The 15,782-nt window shown below is 67.7% G+C and carries 14 protein-coding genes and 1 pseudogene; 8 read left to right on the top strand and 7 right to left on the bottom strand.

The features are described 5' to 3' along the window. The first annotated feature begins 245 nt into the window (after positions 1-245). Positions 246-1,727: an MFS transporter gene (locus RHOFW104R8_RS12090; RefSeq protein WP_068095587.1), complete on the top strand. Its 1,482-nt coding sequence runs from the start codon at positions 246-248 to the stop codon at positions 1,725-1,727. 24 nt (positions 1,728-1,751) lie between these two features. Here the strand turns inward: RHOFW104R8_RS12090 and RHOFW104R8_RS12085 are convergent, their stop codons facing one another. Further along, positions 1,752-2,213: a M20/M25/M40 family metallo-hydrolase gene (locus tag RHOFW104R8_RS12085; protein WP_235604429.1), complete on the bottom strand. Its 462-nt coding sequence runs from the start codon at positions 2,211-2,213 to the stop codon at positions 1,752-1,754. Between the two features lie 228 nt (positions 2,214-2,441). Here RHOFW104R8_RS12085 and RHOFW104R8_RS12080 point away from each other — a divergent pair, with 228 nt between their 5' ends. Continuing rightward, positions 2,442-3,470 (top strand): histone deacetylase family protein, encoded by a 1,029-nt coding sequence (locus RHOFW104R8_RS12080; protein WP_068095591.1) that lies wholly within the window; start codon positions 2,442-2,444, stop codon positions 3,468-3,470. After that, the gene (locus RHOFW104R8_RS12075) at positions 3,467-4,588 is read left to right on the top strand and encodes an FUSC family protein (RefSeq protein ID WP_068095593.1); all 1,122 of its coding nucleotides are present in this window, start codon (positions 3,467-3,469) and stop codon (positions 4,586-4,588) included. Before RHOFW104R8_RS12080 ends, RHOFW104R8_RS12075 begins: the two co-directional genes overlap by 4 nt. A gap of 79 nt (positions 4,589-4,667) precedes the next feature. Here the strand turns inward: RHOFW104R8_RS12075 and RHOFW104R8_RS12070 are convergent, their stop codons facing one another. Together RHOFW104R8_RS12070 and RHOFW104R8_RS12065 are read right to left on the bottom strand one after the other, a co-directional pair. Further along, the gene (locus RHOFW104R8_RS12070) at positions 4,668-5,444 is read right to left on the bottom strand and encodes an alanine racemase C-terminal domain-containing protein (protein ID WP_068095595.1); all 777 of its coding nucleotides are present in this window, start codon (positions 5,442-5,444) and stop codon (positions 4,668-4,670) included. Positions 5,445-5,447: 3 nt separating this feature from the next. After that, positions 5,448-6,356 carry a DUF5996 family protein gene (locus RHOFW104R8_RS12065; protein ID WP_068095596.1) on the bottom strand — a complete coding sequence of 303 codons (909 nt, stop codon included), beginning with the start codon at positions 6,354-6,356 and terminating at the stop codon, positions 5,448-5,450. 373 nt (positions 6,357-6,729) lie between these two features. Between RHOFW104R8_RS12065 and RHOFW104R8_RS12060 the strand changes: the two genes are divergently transcribed. Continuing rightward, positions 6,730-8,067: an MFS transporter gene (locus RHOFW104R8_RS12060; RefSeq protein ID WP_068095598.1), complete on the top strand. Its 1,338-nt coding sequence runs from the start codon at positions 6,730-6,732 to the stop codon at positions 8,065-8,067. A 10-nt stretch (positions 8,068-8,077) separates the two neighbouring features. Here RHOFW104R8_RS12060 and RHOFW104R8_RS12055 read toward each other — a convergent pair whose 3' ends face one another. The 4 genes and pseudogenes from RHOFW104R8_RS12055 to RHOFW104R8_RS12040 all read right to left on the bottom strand — a co-directional run bounded on the left by RHOFW104R8_RS12055 (position 8,078) and on the right by RHOFW104R8_RS12040 (position 12,243). Continuing rightward, positions 8,078-8,914: a class I SAM-dependent methyltransferase gene (locus RHOFW104R8_RS12055; protein ID WP_082823611.1), complete on the bottom strand. Its 837-nt coding sequence runs from the start codon at positions 8,912-8,914 to the stop codon at positions 8,078-8,080. A gap of 171 nt (positions 8,915-9,085) precedes the next feature. Then, on the bottom strand, positions 9,086-11,038 hold the full coding sequence (locus RHOFW104R8_RS12050; RefSeq protein ID WP_068095600.1) for a M61 family metallopeptidase: 1,953 nt from the start codon (positions 11,036-11,038) through the stop codon (positions 9,086-9,088). 40 nt (positions 11,039-11,078) lie between these two features. Beyond that, positions 11,079-11,372, bottom strand: a pseudogene (locus tag RHOFW104R8_RS12045) (DUF1801 domain-containing protein); the annotation flags it as partial. Positions 11,373-11,430: 58 nt separating this feature from the next. Continuing rightward, a complete protein-coding gene (locus tag RHOFW104R8_RS12040; RefSeq protein ID WP_082823610.1) occupies positions 11,431-12,243 on the bottom strand; it encodes an SGNH/GDSL hydrolase family protein in 813 nt (270 codons plus the stop codon). Positions 12,244-12,620: 377 nt separating this feature from the next. Between RHOFW104R8_RS12040 and RHOFW104R8_RS12035 the strand changes: the two genes are divergently transcribed. From RHOFW104R8_RS12035 to RHOFW104R8_RS12020, 4 genes are all read left to right on the top strand, one after another. Next, positions 12,621-13,241 (top strand): dihydrofolate reductase family protein, encoded by a 621-nt coding sequence (locus RHOFW104R8_RS12035; RefSeq protein ID WP_068095604.1) that lies wholly within the window; start codon positions 12,621-12,623, stop codon positions 13,239-13,241. A gap of 87 nt (positions 13,242-13,328) precedes the next feature. Next, the gene (locus RHOFW104R8_RS12030) at positions 13,329-13,787 is read left to right on the top strand and encodes a hypothetical protein (RefSeq protein ID WP_068095605.1); all 459 of its coding nucleotides are present in this window, start codon (positions 13,329-13,331) and stop codon (positions 13,785-13,787) included. A gap of 170 nt (positions 13,788-13,957) precedes the next feature. Beyond that, complete coding sequence (locus RHOFW104R8_RS12025) at positions 13,958-14,713, top strand: zinc-dependent peptidase (RefSeq protein WP_068095607.1); 756 nt, start codon at positions 13,958-13,960, stop codon at positions 14,711-14,713. 121 nt (positions 14,714-14,834) lie between these two features. Further along, positions 14,835-15,695, top strand: coding sequence for a restriction endonuclease (locus tag RHOFW104R8_RS12020; protein ID WP_068095609.1), 861 nt, complete (start codon positions 14,835-14,837; stop codon positions 15,693-15,695). Positions 15,696-15,782 lie beyond the last annotated feature (87 nt).

Below are 15,782 nucleotides of genomic sequence, written 5' to 3'. Positions count from 1 at the left end.
CGCCTTTCTTCGTCGGTCGCAACGCACCGGCACGGTCGGAAGCCGCTGCCGACGGCATCGATTGTTTGCCTTGCCGGATGCCATCGCGAAATCCCGCAACCTCGCTCCGACGATTTATCGGGCGGGTCTCGCCAAGTGAAGGCGTGCGTCTCTTGAATACGTTCGGCTGAACGCCAGCCAGTGCATTCGGCCCCGGCCTGTAATACCTTCGGCGCCGTACAGTGACTTGAGCCCGAGGAGGTCGCATGAACACTGTCGCCGCGCCTGCACCCGGCCAGCCGCCCGCCCATTTCCAGGGCAACGACCGCCTGCTGCTGGGCATCATCATGGGCGTGGTCGCGTTCTGGCTGTTCGCCCAGACCACGCTCAACATCGCACCCGACATGCAGCGCGACTTGGGGCTGGATGCGGCCACCATGAACATCGCGGTGGCGCTGACTTCGCTGTTCTCGGGCATCTTCATCGTGGTCTTCGGCGGGCTGGCCGACCGGGTCGGGCGGCTGCGGATCACCCGCATCGGCTTCTACCTGAGCATCGCCGGCTCGCTGCTGGTGGCGATCACGCCCACCGGTGCGATGGCCGCACCGGTGCTGCTGGTGGGGCGCGCGCTGCAGGGGCTGTCGGCGGCCTGCGTGATGCCGGCCAGCCTGGCGCTGGTGAAAGCGTACTGGGACGGCGCCGCGCGCCAGCGGGCGGTGTCGATGTGGTCGATCGGTTCGTGGGGCGGCGCCGGACTGTGCTCGCTGGTCGGCGGACTGATGTCGCAGAACCTGGGCTGGCGCTCGATCTTCTGGCTGGCGATCGCGGTCAGCGTGCTCGGCCTGTGGCTGATGCGCGGCACGCCCGAGAACAAGGCCGAGACCCACGGCGACTACACGTTCGACTTGGCCGGGGTGCTGGTCTTCATGGTCGCGATGCTGGCGCTGCAGGTGCTCGTGACCCAGGGCAACACGCTGGGCTGGACCAGCCCGGCCAGCCTCGGCCTGATCGCCGCGACGCTGGTGTTCGGCGTGCTGTTCGTGGTGATCGAACGCCGCTCGGCCAATGCGTTCTTCGATTTTCGCCTGTTCGGCAATTCGACCTATACCGGCGCCACGATCTCCAACTTCCTCATCAATGCCACCGCCGGCACGCTGATCGTCTCGCTGCAGCTGGTGCAGCTGGGCGGCGGCATGAACGCGCAGCAGGCGGGCATGCTGACGCTGGGTTACGCGATCGCGATCATCGCCTTCATCCGCGTGGGCGAGAAGCTGCTGCAGCGCTTCGGCCCGCGCAAGCCGATGATCTGGGGCTGCCTGATCACCGGCGTGGCGATCGCGCTGTTGATGCCCACGCAACTGATGCTCGGCCAGTACACGATCCTGGCGGTGATCGGCTACTCGCTGTTCGGCCTGGGCCTGGCCTTCTACGCCACGCCGTCCACCGACGCGGCGCTGTCCAACCTGCCGGCGGCACAAGGCGGCTCGGGCTCGGGCATCTACAAGATGGCCTCGTCGCTGGGCGCGGCCTTCGGCGTGGCCATCTCGGCCGCCGTGTTCACCGCGCTGGCGGGCGACAGCAGCAGCGTGCGCTGGCTGGAGGGCGTGATCACCTTCGCCGGCCGCCAGGACAACCTGGCGGTGCGCGAAGCCGCCTTCGTGGCGCTGGGCTTCAACGTGCTGATGGTGGCGGCGGCGATCGTCTCGATCGTCCTTACCGTGCCCAGGGGCCGCAAGACCAACGACTGAGCACGGGCCGGCGGATCAGCGACGTTACGCCGGCTTGCACAGCCACGCCGAGGCCGCGGCCAGCATCGCGCGCGCACCGACCTCGAAGGTCGGTTCCAGCACCTGCGCGGTGGCGATCAGCCAGGTCACGTGCAGGTCGTGACCGCAGCTGTGCGCCACCGGTACCTCGTTGCCGTCCGCATCGCGCGCGGTGGCGGTACTGGCGTAAGGCAGGCCGGTGTCCTCGGCCATCGGCAGCGCATCCATGTCCGCGCGCAGCATCACGGTGGGGCCGTCGCCGTTGCGCAGGATCCCGACCACGCCGGTGATGCCGACGCCGCTGGTCACGTCGTAGCCCATCGTCCGCAGCCGTTGTTCCACCAGTCCCGCGGTGCGGGTTTCCTGCATCGACAGTTCCGGGTGCGCGTGGATGTCGCGGTACAGCGCCAGCCAGTCCGGCTGGTGCTCCTTGAGCAACGGCCCTAATGCCTGCGTGAGCGGATTCATCGGATACTCCTGGCGACGCGGCGGGCCTGCCGCGCCCTATCCTAGCGCCGGCGCATGCAGCGCGCGCATGCGGTATTGAGCGTCGGTCAGGATGGAAGCCTGTATTGCAGGCGTTTCACGCAACACTCTCCTTCGCCGCCGTTCATCATCGTGATGGAGCCGGAAGCTGTCATTGGCAGCACCGGTTATGGAACGATGCATCCTGGTTCGTTTTCCCATGAGGATTCGATGAAGACGATTCATTCACCGCTGCACGCCCTGCATGACGGCGGCATGGAACTGCACCGCGGCGAGCTGGTGCCGTGCTTCGAGATGCCGGCGCGGGTCGACCATATCCTGGCGGCAATCGCGCGCACGGGCTGGGCGGTGGAAGCGCCGCGCGAGTACGACGATGCCGTGCTTGCTCGCGTGCACGATGCGGACTACCTGGCGTTCCTGCGCGGGGCGTATGCGGAATGGCAGGCGGAAGGCCGCGACGGCTTCATGCTCCCCGGGGCATTCCCGGCGCGCGGCATGCGCCGCGACCGCGTGCCCGCAGGCCTGCATGCGCGCCTGGGCTACTACGCCTTCGACGCCGGCAGTCCGATCGTGCAAGGCACCTGGCAGGCGGCACGCGCGTCGGCGTTCTGCGCGCTGACCGCCGCGGACCTGGTCGCCGCGGGCGAGCGCAGCGCCTATGCCTTGTGCCGTCCGCCCGGCCACCACGCCGGGCGCGCGATGTTCGGCGGCTACTGCTTCCTCAACAACGCGGCGCTGGCGGCGCAACGCCTGCGCGATGCCAGCCTGGCGCGGGTCGCGGTGCTCGACGTGGACTACCACCACGGCAATGGCACCCAGGACATCTTCCGCGAGCGCGACGACGTGCTGTTCGTCTCGATCCACGGCGATCCGGACACCGAGTACCCGTTCTACCTCGGCTACGCGGATGAACGCGGCGCCGGTGCGGGCGAGGGCTACAACCACAACTTCCCGCTGCCGCGCGGCACCGACTGGGCGCGCTATGCGGAAACGCTCGAGCGCGCACTCGGGCTGGTTGCCGACTACGCCCCGCAGGCGCTGGTCGTTTCGCTGGGCGTGGACATTTTCGAGGGTGACCCGATCAGCCAGTTCCGGCTGGGTGTGGGGGATTTCCCGCGGCTGGGCGCGCGCATCGCCGCGCTGGGCCTACCGACGGTGCTGGTGCAGGAAGGCGGCTACGCCGTCGCCGGGATCGGCGACAACGTGGTCGGCGTGCTCGCGGCGTTTGCCGGCCCATGAGCCCGGCGCCCAAAGGTGCTGCGCTGGGGCGCCGGCTGCGCACCGAGTGGCAGCACCTGGCCACGTTCCATCGTTCGCGCCGACGCTGGCAGATGCCGGTGGCGGCCGGGCTGGCCACCGGCTTGCCGGTGCTGGTGGGCACGTACTTCGGCCGGCTCGATTACGGATTGGTCTCGTCGCTGGGCGGGCTGGCGTTCCTGTACCTGCCCGACACGCCGATGTATCACCGCATGGCCAGATTGATGGCCTGCGCGTTCGGCATCGCGGCGTGCTACGCGCTCGGCATCATGAGCCACGCCGTGGCGGTGGCGACGGTGCCGCTGCTCACGGTGATCGCGGTGCTGGTCACGATGACCTGCCGCTACTACCGCGTGGGGCCGCCGGCCAGCCTGTTCTTCGTGATGGTCGCGGCGATCGGTGCCTATTCGCCGGTGCCGTTTCTCGAACTGCCGCTGATGGTCGGACTGGTCTTCCTTGGCGGGCTGCTGGCGGCCGTCATCGCCTTCGGCTACAGCCTGATCATCCTGCGGCTGCAGGCGCCGACGCCGGTGCAGCCGCTGCCCCAACCTACCTTCGAGCATGTGGTGCTCGACTCGGTGCTGATCGGCGCACTGGTCGGCCTGTCGCTGCTGCTCGCGGTGGCACTGCAGCTGGAGCGGCCGTACTGGGTGCCGGTGAGCTGCATGGCGGTGATCCAGGGAACGACGCTGCGCGCGGTCTGGAACCGCAACCTACAACGCGTCGTCGGCACGGCGGCCGGCATGCTGGTGGCGTGGGGGCTGCTGTCGCTGCCCCTGGGCCCGTGGGCCGTGGCGCCGATCCTGATGCTGCTGTCGTTCACGGTGGAGTGGCTGGTCGTGCGCCATTACGGGTTGGCGACGGTGTTCATCACCCCACTGACGATCCTGCTGGCCGAGGCCGCCCGGCTCGACCCGCAGGTTTCACACGCGGCGCTGATCCAGTCGCGTTTCATGGATACCATGCTGGGCTGCGCGGTCGGCCTGCTCGGCGGCGTGGTCATGCACCAGCCGCGCCTGCGCGCAGCGGTCGGCCAGTCGTTGCGGGCGCTGATGCCGGCACGCATGAAAGGCAAACGCGACCACCGCGACATCCGTTGAGTGCACGATCTTCGCACCACATGAAACATGGCAGCCGGCGGTCGGCGACAAGACGGGCCCGACGCACGGGCGCGTCCGCTCAACGGCGACGCAGGACCTTCGGGTTCGACGTGCCCCAGACCGTGTACTGGTCGGCCAGGATGACGCCGGTGATCTGCTCGACCTCGGCCGGGGTGATTTCGGCATTGCCCTGCTTGCCGAACAGCACGACCTCGTCGCCCGCCTGGACGCCCGGGATGTCGGTCACGTCGACCATCGTGGTGTTCATGGTGACGTTGCCCATCACCGGAGCCCGCTGCCCGCGGATCAGCATCGCGCCCTTGTTGGAATACGCGCGCCGGTAGCCGTCCGAATAGCCCACGGGAATGTTGGCCAGCAGCGAATCCCGCTTCAGCACGCAGGTGCGGTCGTAGCTCACCGTGTCGCCGGCGGGATAGGCCTGGACCGATGCCACCCGCGACTTGAAGGACGCCACGTGCGCGAACGGCGGCTTGGGCGTGCCGCCATAGCCGTACAGCGCGCCGCCGGGACGCACCATGTCCAGGTGCGCTTCGGGAATGTGCTGGACGGCGTAGGAATGGGCGGCATGCAGGATCACGTCCTCGCGCCGCAATGCGGTATGGGCGAACAGCCAGGCGGTCTGCGCCTTGAAGGCGTCGAGTCCTTGCAGGATGTCCGCGCGATCTTCGGTCGGAAAATGGGTCATCATGCCGACGATCTGCAGGCCCTCGATCTTCGCCAGCGCTTCGGCGTCCTGCCGGCCCTGCCCGGTCTCCATCTCGATCCCGTTGCGGCTCATGCCCGCCGAGTTCAGCGCCAGGTGCTGTGCACGCAGACGCTGGGGGTACCAGTCCACGGCCTACGCCACGGCCTGGCGATCGAGCGCGCTGCGGTCCCACCCGGCCAGGTCGGCGGCGTGCCGGTAGGTGCTGTCGATGAAGGCGTGGATCATGTCATCGGGCGCATCGGCCTGCCGCACCGCCTCGTAGGGCAGGATGAATTCGCCGAGCTGGCGATGGTAATAGGCGGCCTGCGGCTGCACACGCGCCTCTTTCAGTCCCGGCGGCTCCGGCACTGCATACGCATAGAACGCGGGCTCCAGCAGCGCGCCGCTGCCGGGCCAGAAGCCGTGGCTGATGACCTCGTGCGAATACGCGTCGCGCTCGAACGCCGGCCCCTCGCGCGGCGGCGCGCGGCGACCAGAGAAGCGCGTTACCGCCAGGTCGAAACTGCCCCAGAAGAAGTTGACGGGGCTGCTCTTGCCGACGAACGCGCACTGCGAAGCGGTGAACACCCGATCGACCTGCACCAGGATGCGCCACAGGCGGTTGGCGTACGCGGGATCGTAGGCGTGGTGCTGCGTGTCCAGGTCGAGCCGGACCGGCTCGGCGACCTCGACGGCTATGGGCCAGATCCTCACCGGCAGGCGCATCGCACCCAGGATGGCCATCAACTCGCGGTAGAAATCGGCGACGCTGCGCGGCGCCAGTGCCAGCGTCCGCGTTTCGCCATCCGAGGCGCGGACGGCCAGCTGGTGGTCGATGAAGTCGAACTCGATGACGAAGGAACGGGCGCCGTGCGGCAGCGAGCGCGTCGCCAGCCCCCGCGGCGTCACGCGCAGCGCCACGGACCAGCAGTGGTTGAGCGGCGGCGCCTGCGCCAGCGCGATCTTGCCGACCACCTGCAGCCACATGTGCAGGGTCGCGTAGGTGTCTTTCCACGCCTCATAAGGCAGCGCGGGCCAACGGGTTTCGACGGTCATTGCCATGTTCGCCACCCCCCATCGTCTGCGGTTGCGCACGCTCACGATACCCGATCGACGGCAGGGCGGCGGGCCTGCCGCCATTTCCCGATGGCAGTCGGGGAATACGTTGCCGTCACGCCGCATTTCGCTGATGTATCGTGCGCAACATGCAAATCAGTTCAGGGATCGCCTGGCTCAGGCTGGCCGTGGCGAGGCGCGGGCCATGGGAGCCTTCGTTGCCACCAAACGCCTTGGCAGTCGCAAGGCGGCGAGGCCGGCCGATTGCAGATGCACGACCTGCCGTCGAAGAAGGCGCTTGCAGCGGAAAGCAGCGATTCGAGGGAAAGCGCACTCTGATTTTGCCTGCCCCCTGCCTTGCCTCCGGTAACCTGCCGGCATGACCCCGACCGAAAAGCCCAGCGCCCCCGAAATCTCGCGCGCCTCCATGGTGGTCGCGGCGCTGTCGACGGTGGTGGAGTGGTACGACTTCACGCTCTACCTGTATTTCGCCACGGTGCTGTCGCGGGTGTTCTTCGGCGGCGGCGACGGCTCGCTGCTGGCCACGCTCGCCGGCTTCGCCATTGCCTACGGCATGCGGCCGCTGGGCGCGATGGCGTTCGGCCATATCGGCGACCGCATCGGGCGGCAGCGCACGCTGGTGCTGTCGATGATGCTGATGACGCTGGCGATGCTGGCGACGGCGCTGTTGCCGGACCATGCCGCGATCGGGCCGGCGGCGGGCGGACTGCTGTTGCTGCTGCGCTGCTTCATGGCGTTCTCGGTCGGCGGCGAATACACGGGCGTGGTCGCCTACCTGCTGGAAGGGGCACGCGCGGACCGGCGCGGCCTGGTCACCTCGCTGGCAGCCGCCGCCAGCGAGGTCGGCGCGCTGTTGGCGGTGGCGATCGCCGCCCTGGTGGTCGGCGCGATGAGCACCGCCCGCCTCGACGCCTGGGGCTGGCGCATTCCGTTCCTGGTGGGAGCGGCACTGGCCGGCTGCGTCTGGATCGCCCGCTCCACCATGGACGAATCGCCGGATTTCCTGCGTCAGCTGAAGCAGCGCACCGTGCCCGAGTCCCCGCTCCGCCACGTGCTGGCCCGGCATCGGCCTGCGCTGCTGCGGACCTTTGCCATTTCGGCGCTGGGCTCGATCACCTATTACGTCGGCATCACCTATGTGCCGGCGTTCCTCAGCTCGTCGGGCAGCCTCGCCGAAGGCCGCTCGCTCTGGCTGGCGACCGTTGCCGCGGTGGCGGTCATCCTGGTCACGCCGCTGGCGGGCACGCTCTCCGACCGGGTCGGACGCAAGCCGGTGCTGATCGGGCTGGGCGTCGCCGGCATGCTGCTGCCGCTGTCGATGTTCAGCCTGATGGCCGGTGGCGGCGAGCTGCGCATCGCTGCCGGCGCGATCGTGCTGGCCTGCCTCGCCGGCGGCGTGAGTGCGGTGGGCGCCCCGGCGACCGCCGAGCAGTTCCCCGGCGAGGGCCGGCTCAGCGGCCTGGCACTGGGCGTGACGGTCGCCACCGCGATCTTCGGCGGCCTGACGCCCTTCCTCGCCGAGCTTTTCGTCCGGCTGACCGGATGGACCGCCCTGCCCGGCGCCATGATCGCCGCGGTCGCCCTGGCCGTGCTGCCCGTGTTCCTGACCATGCCGGAGACGCGCCCGGGTCTGGCCGCAAAGGGCGCGGCGGCCATCGAGCGGGCGGGGCTTGCCGCCCCGGGGCATCGCGACTGACCGCCCGCTTTCATCCGGGCTTGCGCGCGACGATGACCTGGCTGATCGGCATGAACTGGTCGAGCTGCTGCTTGAGCTGCCGCCCCTGCGGCATCTCCAACAATGCACGCCAGGCCGCGGTCCAGTGATCCAGCACCGGGTGGGCGGGATCGTACAGCTCCACCTTGCAGGCCCAGAACAGCGCCCACCAGATCGACCAGAAGAATCCGTACGGGATGTGCTCCACCACGACCAGGCCGGCGTCGCCCGCCATCTGCGCAAACTCGTCGCGGCCGATGATGCGCAGGTGGCCGCCGGGCTGCTCGCGGTACTCCGGCGGCAACACGCGCTGCTGCAGGTCCTCCTGCAGCGCACCGGGCACGCTCAGCAGGTACAGCGCGCCCGGGGCGCCGACGCGGAACAATTCGGCGAGGACCTGTCGCGGATCGTCCACGAGCTGCAGCACTTCGGTGCAGATCACCCGCGTGGCCATGCCATCCTCCAGCGGCAGCGGATTCGCATCGCTGACCACGCTGGTATGCGCGCCCGTGCCCGCCGCGGCCAGCCGGGCCCGCACCTCGTAGACCAGTTGCGCCTCGCGATCGATCGCGACCACCCGCGCGCCGTGGCGCGCGCAGAACACGCTGTTGACCCCGGCGCCGCAGCCGACATCGACCACCACGTCGTCCGCACCGATCGGGACGCCGCGGAACAGCTCCGCGCTGTCTTCCCGGTACCAGCCGCTGAGCCTGGCGTCGTGCAAGCCCACCGCCGAGGCACCACGCGGCTCGTCGCCGCCGGCCGGCGATGGATGGCGGTCGTCCGGCGCGGAAGGCGCGCCGTCGGGGTGATCAACGCGGTGAGGCATGCTCGACCTCCAGGCGGATGGGAGCGGCGCCGGCCACCCGGTGGAACGGCAACGCTGCGCGGGAGCGCGCACGCCCGCCATTCCAGCACATCCGGCCTCGCCCCCTCATTTCCCGGACCGGGGAACCGCGGATAGCAGCCGGCAATCCAGCGGTCTCCACGGCCGCCGGGCTCACTTGCGCGCGGCGACGATCTCGCTCAGGTAGTCGGGCGTCCCCGCCACGCGCACCAGGTGCGGGTATTGCAGGCCGCCGTGGTAATCCACCGGCACCGTGCGGTAGCCGCCCTGGTACTTCAGCAGCAGCTGGATCGGCGCCTTGTCCGTCTTGGCCGCGGTGATCGCATTCTTCAACACGTCGTCGCTGTAGTCCTGGCCGTTCACCGCGACGATGGCGGCGCCGGTGCTGACGCCGGCCTTGAACGCCGGCCCGTTCCAGCGCACGTCGTTGATCCGCCCCTTGTCCGCCATCGTCAGGCCGATCGACCAGGCGAAGTTGTACAGGTGGCGCGACGGCTCGGGGCGGCTGTTGTACTGCTTCTCGTAGGCGCTCTCCTTGTCGGTATAGACCAGCTTCCAGCCGGTGCCTTCGAGGCCGTCGAGCAGCGGGGGACCGATCGCGTCGACGCGCGCGCGCAGGAAGCCGGCCCAGTCGTACTTCGCCACGCCGTCCAGCGCCGCCACCACGTCGTCGAAGGCGTAGGTCTTCGTGACGTAGCTGCCGTTGTCGACGCCGAAGAACGCGCGGGCGAAATCGTCCAGCGACTTGCGGTCGTGCGTCAGCGCGCGGATCTTCGCGTCCACCGACAGCCACATCATCTGCCCGGCGCTGTAGTACTCCTCGCTCATCTGCCAGCTGCGGTACGGCAGGCCCGAGCGGCGGGCCACGGTGGGGTCGTTGGTGGTGTCCTCGAGCGTGCGCCAGCCGAAACCCGCGCGGTTGCGCTCGTAGTTGGCCGCCACCATCGCCAGCGCGTCGCGGAACTCCTGCGGCGACCACATGCCCGAGCGCGCGGTGAGCACGAAGCCCCAATACTGCGTCTGCCCCTCGTACACCCACAGCAGCGAATCGCCCATCGGCACGTTGAAGTTGGGCGTCCACAAATCGGCCGGGCGGCGGAACTTGCCGTTCCACGAATGGGTGTATTCGTGCGCCAGCAGGTCGCGGCCGGGCGCGGCGTCGTTCCAGGCGGTGAAGTAGTCGGCGCCGAGGCCGTCCTCGCTGGACTGGTGGTGTTCCGTGCCGTTGCCGCCCAACTGGTCGGACAGCGAGAACAGGAAGTCGTAGTGGTCGTAATGGTGCGAACCGAACAGCGTGGTCGCCTGCACCGCCAGCGCGCGATGCACCTTCAGCTGCTCGGGCGTCATCTCCAGGTACTTCGGCGCGTCGGCGACGATGTCCAGGTGCACGGGCGCCCCGCCGGGCGGCGTGAGGTCGACGCGCTTGAAGTACTGGCCGGCGTAGACCGGCGAATCGACCAGGTTGTTGAAGGTCACCGGCTTGAAGGTGACGGTGTCGCCCGACTGCGAGCCCGTCTCCAGCGCGGTGCCGAACTGCCAGCCATGCGCAAGCGTCACGCTGGGCGCGAAGGTGATGCCGCGCGTAAAATGGCCGGCCGGATACAGCGCCACCTTGCTCCATTCCATGTCCATCATGCGGTCGGTGATCTCGAACCCGCCGTCGCGGGGCGACAGGTACTGGAACTCCGCGTCGATGCTGGCGACGCCCGCAGGCACGTCGAGGTGGAACGCGTACACGTCGTACTTGTCGCGCGTCCACGTCAGCGGCTTGCCGCCGGCGCTGAGCTCGAGGCCGGCGAGCATGGCGATCGGGCCGGTCGGCGAGTGGTCGCCGGGAATCCACTGCGGGTAGAGCAGCGTCAGCGCGCCGGCCTTGACCGGGATCGACTCGTGCACGCGGAAAATGCCCTGCGCGGTGTCGCGGGCATCGACATGGAGCGCCACCGTGCCGGGATACGGCGTGTCCTGCGGCGGCGGCACGTCACCCGTTCGCACCTGCTGCGCGCCCACGGCACCGGCGGCGAGCGCCAGCGATACGGCGAAGGCGAGACGCGAAAACTTGCGAAGCGCGGCCGCCGGCAACGCAGCGGAAAAGGCACGGGGCATGTTGGACTCCAGCGGTGTGGACGAAGAGGCCGCCAACTTATCACCGCGAGCCCTTCGTGCAACCGGATGGCGTCACCGTTCGCCCGCCGACTGGCCCCTGGCCTGACGATGGCTCGTTCAGCGCCATCGTGGCGCGCAGCGCCTTCGACGCCTTCCCGTCGATGGCGTCGCCTTCATGCGGATCGATGGCGCGCCGGGTGTTGCCTTCGAGGCTGGCGTTGAAGAGGCCCCCGGGGTCGCCCAGCGAGGCACCCTTGGCGAAGATCATCTTCACGGCGTTCTTGCATGTCTCGCCGGTGCAGATCATCCCAGCGCGGTACCACACCGGCAGGCCGTCGCCGGGAAGGCGGCAGCGCGCAACCGCGCGAGGGGCCACCGCCGGGGCACCGGCGCTACTTCGCCAGCGCCCGTTCGATGGCCTGCTGGGCCAGCGGCGCCATGATCGCGTAACCCGCGGGCGTCGGGTGTACGCCGTCGCCGGCCAGGCGGGCATCCATGCCGCCCTGCGCGTTGGTCAGCGCGCTGTAGTAGTCGAGCCAGGTGGCGCCACTCGACGCAGCATAGGACTTGAGCCACGCATTGAGCGCGCGGACCTTGCCGGCCGGCTGCAGGCCCGGATGCCACGGATAGTCGCTGACCGGCAGCACGGAAGCGAGAATGACCCGGATGTGGTTGGCCTGCGCCAGTTCCGTCATGGAGCGGAAGTTGTCCTCGATCATCGGCAACGTGGCAAGGCCCGTATTGCCCGCGAGGTCGTTGGTGCCGGCGAGCATGACCACCGCCGCGGGACGAAGCGCGAGCACGTCCTGCCGGAAACGCAGCAGCATCTGCGCCGTGGTCTGCCCCGAGATGCCGCGGTTGACGTACGGCTTGCCGGGGAAAAAGCGGGTGCCCTCGGCGCGCCCCCATGCATCGGTGATGGAGTCCCCGAAAAACACCACGCGCGCCTCGCCGGGCGCCGGCGCCGGCAACTGCGCATTGTCATCGCGGTAGCGGCCTAGCTGCGGCCAGTCCAGCAGTTGCTGCTGCATCGACGCGACATCCTCGGCAGTGACCGATGCCGGCGGCATGGTATAGAGCGGATTGATGGCGACGGGCACTGCGGGGGCAGGGGCGGAAGCCGCGGCCTGGCCGGTGGCATGCAGCGGGCCGGCAACGCCGGCGGGAAGCATGAAGGCGACAATAAAGACCGACCGAAACGCCATGCTCGAAACCTCCACGCAAGACTTGCAGAGCCAACGGGTAAGCAGGATACCGCGGGGGAAATGTCGGCAGTCCCTCCCCCGGGCAGCGGAGAGGGCCGATGCGGAGCTTGCATGTTGCGGCGTTACCCGCCGTCCATATCGTAGCGGGGGTGTCCGGGCATTGGCCCCGATATCTTTTCCCGGCGGGCTGGGCGAGAGGCGAGTGCCCGACCGGCCCCGGGCCAGTGATATTTCATTCCCCCAGCGCCGGGTCCAGCAACGGCAGCGCGGCCCCCGTTGACGGCGAACGGCAGAATGGCGGCACCTTGCGTCGATTTCTCGGCATCCCGATCGTCGGGAACACAGGCAGCCCCCTCGACCCACACTGGAGACCCGACATGCGCAAGCTCATCGTTCCCGCGTTCATCAGCCTCGACGGCGTCATGCAGGCGCCTGGCGGCCCGGAGGAAGACAGCAGCGGCACCTTCGTCCACGGCGGCTGGTACTGGCCCTATGCCGACGACTCCGAAGAAGAAATGGGCGGCGTGTTCACCCGCCCGTTCGAGCTTCTGCTCGGGCGCCGCACCTACGACATCTTCGCCGCGTACTGGCCGCACGTGCCGGCGGATGCGCCGCAGCGGGGCATCGCCGACCTGTTCAACGGCACCGCCAAGCACGTCGCCACCCACCATCCCGACACGCTCGGGTGGCAGCACAGCCATGCCCTGGGGCCGGACATCGTCGCCACGGTGCGCGGGCTCAAGCGCAGCGACGGCCCCGACCTGGTCACCCAGGGCAGCAGCGAACTGGTGCACCAGCTGTTGGCCACGGACCTCGTCGACGAGCTGCTCCTGCTGGTCTGCCCGATCCTGCTCGGCCGCGGCAAGCGCCTGTTCGACGAGCGCGCGCAGGCGGCGGCCTTCCGGCTCGAAACATCGAGGACCACGCCCACCGGCGCGCTGGTCAACCGCTACGTCCGCGAGGGCGAGGTGCGGACGGGATCGTTCGAACAGGGCTGATCGACGACCACAGCGTCGCCAGGAAAGTGCGCGCTGACTGCCTGGGAGTACGGCAATCTACTCCCAAGCAACGAGATCTACACCGTTGTGCTCGCCTCGATCGGCCTGGCTGTGGAAATCGCCGGCGTCGCCATCGCTGCGATCTCCCAGAAACCGAAGAAGTGGCCAACGTTTGCCAGCAAGCGTCGTGATTTTGCCGAGGAGCTGGATTTCGACTTGCCTCATCATCTGGCACTGGTCGAGTGGTTACGAACCTTCCCGCTCGACCAACGCGAAACGCTGAGCGAATTCGTCGGCTATCGCAACGAGCGGATGAAAGAGAAGCTTCCCATGCTCACCGGCAGCATCGAAAAGCTCGGTGCACTTCCCATCGTCATTGCGCTCTACCTGCAATTCAAGGACATGCACTGGCCGCCGCACCCCAGTTGGGTGGAAATCTTTTTGATCTTTGTAATGGTCTTGGGCTACTGGCTGAGCGTGTTGCAGATCAGCGTAAGGCTACGGCTTCAGCTCTATGAGACGCTACTCAGGAAGGCGCTTACGTAGACAGGAACTCTGCGTAGCCTGTCTGGTGCAGTGGCGCATACGTCCCCGCAAAACCCGGCGATCCTGAGATAGTGCCCCCGAAGTGCACCCTGACCCGTACTCTTCATTCTTGAGAAAGCGCACTTCGGCCCTGATGCTCTTGATCCTACGACTCCTTCCAGCATGTGGCCATGTTCGACAAAATCAGAAACTGGCGCGTACGGCGCACTATCGCCCGCCACCCGATCGCCGAATCGCTCTGGCGCGATGCGCTGCAGCGCTGTACCGCAGCGCGCCGGCTGGGCGCTTCCGACCAGGCCACGCTGCGCGTGCTGGCCACGCTGTTCCTGGAGGGCAAGTCGCTGGAGCCGACCCAGGGCTTGCATCTGGACGACGCCGACCGCGTCCTGCTCGCGGCGCATGCCTGCGTGCCCATCCTGAAACTGGGCATGGATTGGTACGACGGTTGGCACAGCGTCATCGTGTACCCGGACGCGTTCATCCCACGCCGCCCACAAATCGATGCCGCGGGCGTGGTGCACCAGACCCACAGCGTGATGGCCGGCGAGGCATGGGGGCGCGGGCCGGTGATCCTGTCGTGGGCGGACGTGCTGAACAGCGGGAAGAAACCGGGGCACAACGTGGTCATCCACGAAATGGCCCACAAGCTGGACATGCTCAACGGCGACGCCAACGGCTTTCCGCCACTGCACCGGCGCATGGATCGCCGCGTGTGGTCGCGGGTCTTCTCGAGCGCGTGGGACCGCCTGCAGGAGGAACAACGCAACGGGGCCGACTTGCCGATCGACCCGTATGCCCTGGAAAGCCCGGCCGAGTTCTTTGCGGTGGCCAGTGAGCAATTTTTCGAGGCGCCGGCAACCTTGCGCGAGCACTTGCCGGACGTCTATCGGCAGCTCGAGCAGTTTTATCGGCAGCATCCGTTCTGAGCGCCCAGTGCTGATCAAAGCGGTCCTGAGCCCGTTCCGATGACCCTTGATTTCCGGCCTTGGTCGCCCACCGCAAAATTTCGCGCTATGGTTCGCGGACGGCATTGACTCAGGGGGAGACATGGCCAGACGCAAGGAAAGCGGGATCGAGGTTGTTGCCTCGATGCCATGGCCGGTCGGCATCGTACTGGGCCTGATCGGTTATATCGCCATCCGCTATGGAATCGGCTGGCTTCTCGGCACGAGCAGCAATCCATATCTTTCAGGCATGGGAAAATTCACCGCAACCGGGGCCTACGCTCCACTCGCGTGGTTCGTCTTGGTTCTTTGCTGGATCGGCGCCCTCATATCTTTCTTGGGCCAACGCAAGCGCAGACACCTCCTGAATACCCAGACTGGGCTGGATAGCCTTCGCGCCATGAGTTGGCGCCAGTTCGAGATGCTGGTGGGGGAGGCGTTTCGTCGTCGCGGCTATGCCATCCAGGAAACCGGGCTTGGTGGTGCGGATGGCGGCATCGATCTGATCCTGCGCAAGGGTGGCAAGACCACGCTCGTGCAGTGCAAACAGTGGAAGACGCAGCGCGTCGACGTCAAGGTCGTGCGGGAGATGTTTGGTCTGTTGGCGCATCATGGCGCCGCTGCGGTGAAGATCGTCGCGGTGGGTGACTACACCGCGGACGCGCAACGCTTTGCACAAGGCAAACCCATCGAGCTAATCCATGGTGAGGCGCTGCTTGCGATGGTGCGTGAAGGTCAGACTCCGACGTCAGCCAAAACGACGAAGGCAACAATCAGACCTGACGTTACGACCAAACCAGACCCGGCGCCTTCGTCGAATCCAATCTGTCCGAAGTGCGGCGCTGATATGGTCCAGCGGTCGAATCGACAAACCAAAGATCATTTTTGGGGTTGCGTGAAATATCCGACTTGCCGTGGCACAAGGGTGGCCCCGAAGGGGCCGGAGGAAATTAATTCGGTTTAATTCCCTCCGGCCCTGAGGTTTCCCCACGAATCTTCTCGTTCAATCAACGCGTTGCATGCGGATTGAAGGAACAGTGCGCGCATGATG

Origin of the sequence: Rhodanobacter sp. FW104-R8 (genome assembly GCF_001617365.1) — a bacterium.
Lineage (GTDB): Bacteria > Pseudomonadota > Gammaproteobacteria > Xanthomonadales > Rhodanobacteraceae > Rhodanobacter.
Note: the sequence above shows the minus strand (reverse complement) of the source record. Positions and strands in the feature narration are given on the sequence as shown.